The organism is Citrobacter sp. 506, assembly GCF_050434985.1.
Classification (GTDB): Bacteria; Pseudomonadota; Gammaproteobacteria; order Enterobacterales; family Enterobacteriaceae; genus Citrobacter; species Citrobacter braakii.
This window is the reverse complement of record NZ_JBNDJN010000005.1, coordinates 430,286-436,740: the sequence shown is the minus strand read 5'-3', so window position 1 is coordinate 436,740 and position 6,455 is coordinate 430,286. Positions and strand designations below refer to the sequence as shown.

Genomic DNA, 6,455 nt, shown 5'->3' with positions numbered 1-6,455 from the left:
TCAGAGACTTGGTATTCATTTTTCGTCTTGCGACGTTAAGAATCCGTATCTTCGAGTGCCCACACAGATTGTCTGATAAATTGTTAAAGAGCAGTGCCGCTTCGCTTTTTCTCAGCGGCGCGGGGTGTGCATATTACGCCATCCCGCTGGAGAGTCAAGCGTTTATTTTCGCTTTTCTCCGCTGACCCGGCGGTTTGTAATCCGTTGTTCCGTGTCAGTGGAGGCGCATTATAGGGAGTTATTTCAGGCTGACAAGGGGAAATTTAAAATAACTTTCCGAGTGCGTGTTTTTTCAGCAAAACCACCATTAACATGCCATAAAATAAGCAAATTGCCGTTTTTGCAGCCGCAATAACACTTCCAGGTGGCATACTAATGAATAAGAAATAAAGTAAGGAAAACCATTCATGCCGTTAAATGCCCAACAGCTAGCCGCACAGAAAAACCTGTCCTACGTTCTGGCCGAAAAGCTGGCTCAGCGAATATTAAAAGGTGAATACGCACCGGGCGCTATATTGCCTGGCGAAATAGAGCTGGGCGATCAGTTTGGCGTGAGTCGTACCGCGGTAAGAGAAGCGGTAAAGACGTTAACGGCAAAAGGTATGGTATTACCGCGCCCGCGTATTGGTACACGCGTCATGCCGCAGGCAAACTGGAACTTCCTCGACCAGGAGCTGCTCACCTGGTGGATGACAGAAGATAATTTCTCTCAGGTCATTAAACATTTTCTGGTGATGCGTATCAGCCTGGAGCCTCAGGCGTGTTTACTGGCGGCGACTATAGGTACGGCAGAACAGAAAGCGCATCTCAACACGCTGATGGAAGAAATGGTCGAGCTGAAAAGAAACTTCAGACGCGAGCGTTGGATTGAGGTTGATATCGCCTGGCATGAACACATCTATGAAATGAGTGCGAACCCGTTCCTTATCTCCTTCGCGTCACTCTTCCATTCCGTTTACCAGACCTACTTTACCTCTATTACCTATAACGACGTGGTCAAGCTGGATTTACACCAGGCCATTGTCGACGCAATAGATGAGAGCGATGGCGATCGCGCCTTCGCTGCCTGTCAGGCATTGCTGATAGCACCGAACGTGCTACCGGATAAATAATATGTCAGAAAAGAAATCACGCAGTATGGCCGGGCTACCGTGGATAGCAGCCATGGCCTTTTTTATGCAGGCACTAGACGCCACGATCCTCAATACCGCCTTACCCGCAATAGCACACAGCCTTAACCGCTCTCCGCTCGCCATGCAGTCGGCCATTATCAGTTACACCCTGACGGTCGCGATGCTGATCCCGGTGAGTGGATGGCTGGCAGACAGGTTCGGTACCCGGCGCGTCTTTATGATAGCTGTTAGCCTGTTTACGCTGGGTTCGCTGGCCTGTGCGCTGTCCAGCTCCCTAAGCGAACTGGTGATTTTCCGCGTCATTCAGGGCATTGGCGGCGCCATGATGATGCCCGTTGCCCGTCTGGCATTATTACGTGCTTACCCCCGCAGCGAACTGCTTCCCGTGCTTAACTTCGTAACCATGCCTGGACTTGTGGGGCCGATTTTAGGTCCAGTATTGGGCGGTGTACTGGTCACGTGGGCCAGTTGGCACTGGATCTTCCTGATTAATATTCCAATTGGGGTTGCCGGTATCTTCTATGCCCGCAAATATATGCCGAACTTCACCACGCCGCGCCGCGGTTTTGATATGACCGGTTTCTTTCTGTTTGGTTTGAGCCTGGTGTTGTTTTCCAGCGGGGTAGAGCTGTTCGGTGAGAAGCTTGTCGAGACCTGGATAGCGCTCAGCATTATTCTTGCCAGCATTCTGTTACTGCTCGCCTACATTCGCCACGCGCGTCGTCACCCAACGCCGCTTATATCGCTTCCTATATTTAAGACCCGAACTTTTTCCGTCGGGATCGCCGGAAACCTTGCCACTCGTCTGGGTACAGGGTGCGTGCCCTTCTTAATGCCGCTGATGTTGCAGGTAGGCTTTGGATACCCGGCGCTGATAGCCGGTTGCATGATGGCGCCAACGGCGCTGGGATCAATACTGGCGAAATCAATGGTGACGCAGGTGCTGCGCCGGCTCGGCTACAGAACCACACTGGTGGGTGTTACGGTATTTATCGGCCTGATGATTGCGCAGTTCGCATTGCAATCTCCCGCCATGCCGGTCTGGATGTTGATCCTGCCGTTGTTCATTTTGGGTATGGCGATGTCCACCCAGTTTACCTCCATGAATACCATCACTCTGGCAGACCTGACCGATGAAAACGCCAGCAGCGGCAACAGTGTGCTGGCCGTTACTCAGCAGTTATCAATCAGTTTAGGGGTCGCCATCAGCGCTGCCGTTCTGCGTATCTATGAAGGTATGGAAGGAACCAATACGGTCGAGCAGTTCCACTACACCTTTATGACGATGGGCGCTATCACGGTAGTGTCTGCGCTGATGTTCATGCTGCTAAAAGCAAAAGATGGACGTAACCTGATTAAAGAGCGACATAATCCTAAACCGACCCCCGCTCCATCAAAACAGGAGTAAGTTGCAGGCGCTGTTGCTGTAATGCGGGCTGCGCCATCCGGTGGATTAATACATCGATGGCCAGTTCGCCCAGTTCATCTTTTGGTTGATGGATGGTCGTCAGCGGCGGCGTCATATAGCGCGCCAGCTCGATATCATCATAACCCACCACCGCCATATCCTGCGGAATGCGCAATCCCGATTGGTACAGAGCCTGATACGCGCCAACCGCCATGGCATCATTGCCGGTAAAAACGGCCTGCGGTCGCTGTTTATGCGACAGCAACGTTTGCATAGCTTCAAAGCCGCCGCCGAACTCAAAGTCACCGGTAATCTCGTAACCTTCCGGGACCGGCAACCCCGCCCGCTTCATTGCCGCCCGATATCCTTCCAGACGTAAACGCGCCGGAGTTTTATCCAGCGGCCCGGTGATGCAGGCAATGCGCGTAAAACCTTTTTCGATAAGATGTTGAGTGGCTAAATCCCCGCCCAACAGGGAGTTATCCTGGATCAGATCGCTTTCACCATCAAAAGGCGACCAGTCCATCATGACGGTCGGTATAGAAGGATAGCGTTGCATGATCTCCCTGGAAGGTTGATGTGTTTCCGTGCAGAGCAGCAGCAAGCCGTCCACCCGTTTTTGCATTAACGTTTCCAGATTACGGTTCATGCGCTGTTCATCACCTTCGGTATTGCACAGCACCAGGCTGTAACCGCGTTCAAAACAACTACGTTCAACGCCGCGCACCAGCTCGGAATAAAAGGGGTTGGTACTGGCAGTGATTAACATGCCAATAGTGTGGGTCTGGTTTAACTTGAGACTACGCGCCAGTGCTGAGGGCGCGTAGTTAAGCTCTTTAATCGCCGCTTCAACTTTGTCAGTGACAGACTCACTGACAAAGCGATCTTTATTAATGACGTGAGAAACCGTCGACGTGGAAACCCCCGCCAGGCGGGCGACGTCCTTCATTGTAGCCAAGCGTTACCTCTGTTGACTTAAAAACGCTTCTATTTCTTCGCGCCATGGAACGGAAGGCTGAGCGCCCTTACGGGTGACCGCAATCGCCGCAGCGGCATGTGCAAATCGGATCGCTTCAGGCAGCGGAGTCTCTTCCAGTAACGCTGTAATTAACGCGCCGTTAAAGGTATCCCCAGCGGCGATGGTATCAACGGCGTCCACTTTAAACCCTGGCACACGCTGACCTTCACCATTTACGCTGGCCCACACACCGCGACTGCCTAAGGTAATCAGTACAGTATGGATCCCCTTCGCGTGCAATGCATGCGCAGCTTTGGCCGCGTCTTCATCGTTTTCAACCCGGATTCCCGTGAGCTTTTCAGCCTCGGTTTCATTCGGGGTAATAATATCCACCAGCGCCAGCAGTTCGTCAGAAAGTTCACGTGCCGGGGCCGGGTTAAGGGCTACCGTGGTCTTATTTTGATGTGCAATCTTTGCCGCAGCCAGTACGCTTTCGATCGGCGACTCTAACTGCATCAGTAAGGCAGACGCCTGGGCAATACGCTCATGCTGAGCTTCCACCAGCGCAGGCGAAAGTGCCGCGTTCGCACCAGCATGAATGCCGATGACGTTCTCACCTTCACCATTCACAAAAATCAACGCCACACCGGTCGATTCCCCCGAAATTACGCTAATCGGCGCAATATCGATATTATCTTTGGCTAACTGTTTACGAACACTTTCGCCAATATCATCATCACCCGTACAGGCAATAAATGCGATATTCGCGCCACTACGCCCCGCAGCAACAGCCTGATTCGCGCCTTTACCACCAAATGCGACCTGATAATGGTTACCGGTTACGGTTTCACCAGGTGTCGGGAAAGAGTTAAGGTTGAGGATGTGATCGGCATTGATACTGCCAAGAACAACGAGGTTGCCTGCGGTTTTCATATTTGGTGTTCCAAGTCAAAGTGCGCCACCGGATTAGGGTGGCGCGTGCCCTGCTTTTCTTTTTACGCTTTCATCCCCAAAACCCGATACGGGGATGGCGTCTTTATGTCTCCATCAGGCCGCGAGCGACCTGAATCGGTATTACTGCTTGATGACCAGCTTCAGGTCAACCGGATATTTAGCCTGAACCTTCTCGCCTTTCAGGACTTTATCCGCAGTCTCAACGCCTTTCGCGCCGATCTGATCCGGCAGCTGAGCAATGGTCGCAGCCAGTTTGCCATCATTTACTGCTTTTTCGCCATCTGGAGTACCGTCAAATCCAACCACCATCACATCAGATTTACCCGCGGTTTGCAGTGCGCGCAGAGCACCCAACGCCATTTCATCGTTCTGGGCAAATACGGCCTGCACGTCAGGATGCGCGGTTAGCAGGTTCTGCATGACGTTCAGACCTTTGGTGCGGTCAAAGTCGGCCGGCTGGCTGGCCAGTACGTTAAATTTGTGTGCCGCAACAGCCTGCTGGAAACCTTCGCCACGCTCACGCGCCGCTGAAGTACCGGCAATACCCTGCAGTTCGATAACTTTCGCGCCTTCACCCGCTTTCTTCGCGATGTAATCGCCCGCAATCTTACCGCCCAGCACGTTATCAGATGCAATATGGCTTACTACTTCGCCTTTGGACGCAACGCGGTCAAGGGTGATAACCGGAATTTTCGCCTGGTTAGCCATCTTCACAGCGTTACCAACAGCATCGGAGTCCGTCGGGTTAATCAGCAGAATTTTAGTTCCACGAACCGTTAAATCCTGAACGTTAGCCAGCTCTTTCGCCGGGTTGTTCTGTGAGTCCAGAATCACCAGGTTGTAGCCCAGCTTATCGGCCTCTTTTTGCGCCCCATCCTTCAAAGAAACAAAGAACGGGTTGTTGAGGGTGGAGACCACCAGCGCAATGGTATCTTTCGCCATCGCATTCGCGCTCACGGTGGCGCTCAGCGCAACAGCAGAAATCAGGGTAGCCAGTTTTTTCATGTTCATATTTAAGATGTCCTGTAATCGTTGTTACTGCTTTTTGTTGTCTACCAGTACCGCCAGCAAAATCACCACCGCTTTGACGATCATCTGGTAATAGGAGGATACACCTAACAAATTCAAACCATTATTGAGGAAACCAAGAATCAATGCGCCGATCAGCGTCCCAACAATACGTCCTTTACCGCCCGCCAGGCTGGTACCACCTAACACCACCGCGGCGATAGCATCCAGCTCATAGCCAGTACCTGCCGTCGGTTGCGCAGAGGAGAGGCGCGCTACTTCAATGATGCCCGCCAGCGATGCCAGCAGACCACACAGGGAGTAAACGATAATTTTGATTTTACTTACGCTGATACCGGACAGGCGCGTTGCCGCTTCGTTACCGCCCAGCGCATAGATATAACGACCCAGACGAGTGTGGTGCAGCATGTACCACGCCGCGAGGAAGACAATCCCCATAATCCACACAGGCGTAGGGACGCCTAACGGACGACCAATACCAAACCAGCCAAACAGATCGGCATTGTCAGTAAACCCGGTATTAACCGGACTGCCGTTGGTGTATACCATGGTCACACCACGCAGCAGCAGCATCATCACCAGGGTCGCGATAAACGCCTGTACCCGGCCTTTCGCGACAATCACCCCAGTTACCGCGCCAATAGCAGCACCGAGCGCCAGGGCCGCAGCGACAGCCACCAGCGCATTGACTTCAATCCCTACAATGGAAGCCGCAACCGCACCGGTAAGCGCCAGCAAAGAACCGACAGACAGATCGATCCCCGACGTCAGGATAACCAGCGTCATGCCAACGGCCATGATGGCGTTCACCGACGTTTGCTGGAGGATGTTGAACAGGTTATTAACGGTAAAAAAGTTAGGGCTCATGGTGGAAACAATCGCGATCAGCACTAACAGAGCGATGAGCGACTTTTGTTCCAGAAGCCATGCTTTAGTGAAATAACGGCGACCAGAAACAGCCTGGGTAGTCATC

The 6,455-nt window shown here is 52.5% G+C and carries 7 protein-coding genes; 3 read left to right on the top strand and 4 right to left on the bottom strand.

Annotated features, from left to right (window positions below):
• From ABIE10_RS19775 to mdtD, 3 genes are all read left to right on the top strand, one after another.
• The coding region (locus ABIE10_RS19775; RefSeq protein ID WP_429156786.1) for a hypothetical protein at nucleotides 1–185 on the top strand (185 nt) is incomplete at its 5' end.
• Nucleotides 186–407: 222 nt separating this feature from the next.
• Nucleotides 408–1,112, top strand: coding sequence for a FadR/GntR family transcriptional regulator (locus tag ABIE10_RS19770; RefSeq protein ID WP_016157828.1), 705 nt, complete (start codon nucleotides 408–410; stop codon nucleotides 1,110–1,112).
• Between the two features lies 1 nt (nucleotide 1,113).
• Entirely contained in the window at nucleotides 1,114–2,541 is a 1,428-nt protein-coding gene (mdtD, locus tag ABIE10_RS19765) for a multidrug transporter subunit MdtD (protein ID WP_046276279.1), read from the top strand.
• Here mdtD and rbsR read toward each other — a convergent pair.
• From rbsR to rbsC, 4 genes are all read right to left on the bottom strand, one after another.
• The gene (gene rbsR / locus ABIE10_RS19760; RefSeq protein WP_016155093.1) at nucleotides 2,507–3,499 is read right to left on the bottom strand and encodes a ribose operon transcriptional repressor RbsR; all 993 of its coding nucleotides are present in this window, start codon (nucleotides 3,497–3,499) and stop codon (nucleotides 2,507–2,509) included. The genes mdtD and rbsR overlap by 35 nt on opposite strands.
• Before the next feature lie 3 nt (nucleotides 3,500–3,502).
• Nucleotides 3,503–4,432 (bottom strand): ribokinase, encoded by a 930-nt coding sequence (rbsK, locus tag ABIE10_RS19755; protein ID WP_047498819.1) that lies wholly within the window; start codon nucleotides 4,430–4,432, stop codon nucleotides 3,503–3,505.
• A gap of 141 nt (nucleotides 4,433–4,573) precedes the next feature.
• A complete protein-coding gene (gene rbsB / locus ABIE10_RS19750; protein ID WP_016155091.1) occupies nucleotides 4,574–5,464 on the bottom strand; it encodes a ribose ABC transporter substrate-binding protein RbsB in 891 nt (296 codons plus the stop codon).
• Nucleotides 5,465–5,488: 24 nt separating this feature from the next.
• Nucleotides 5,489–6,454, bottom strand: a complete 966-nt coding sequence (gene rbsC / locus ABIE10_RS19745; protein WP_003023762.1) for a ribose ABC transporter permease — start codon at nucleotides 6,452–6,454, stop codon at nucleotides 5,489–5,491.
• Between the last annotated feature and the right edge of the window lies 1 nt (nucleotide 6,455).

Bases quoted from the DNA above. Each gene is read 5' to 3' on its own strand.
- rbsB (WP_016155091.1), bottom strand. From the start codon at position 5,464: ATGAACATGAAAAAACTGGCTACCCTGATTTCTGCTGTTGCGCTGAGC.
- rbsK (WP_047498819.1), bottom strand. From the start codon at position 4,432: ATGAAAACCGCAGGCAACCTCGTTGTTCTTGGCAGTATCAATGCCGAT.
- mdtD (WP_046276279.1), top strand. From the start codon at position 1,114: ATGTCAGAAAAGAAATCACGCAGTATGGCCGGGCTACCGTGGATAGCA.
- rbsC (WP_003023762.1), bottom strand. From the start codon at position 6,454: ATGACTACCCAGGCTGTTTCTGGTCGCCGTTATTTCACTAAAGCATGG.
- ABIE10_RS19770 (WP_016157828.1), top strand. From the start codon at position 408: ATGCCGTTAAATGCCCAACAGCTAGCCGCACAGAAAAACCTGTCCTAC.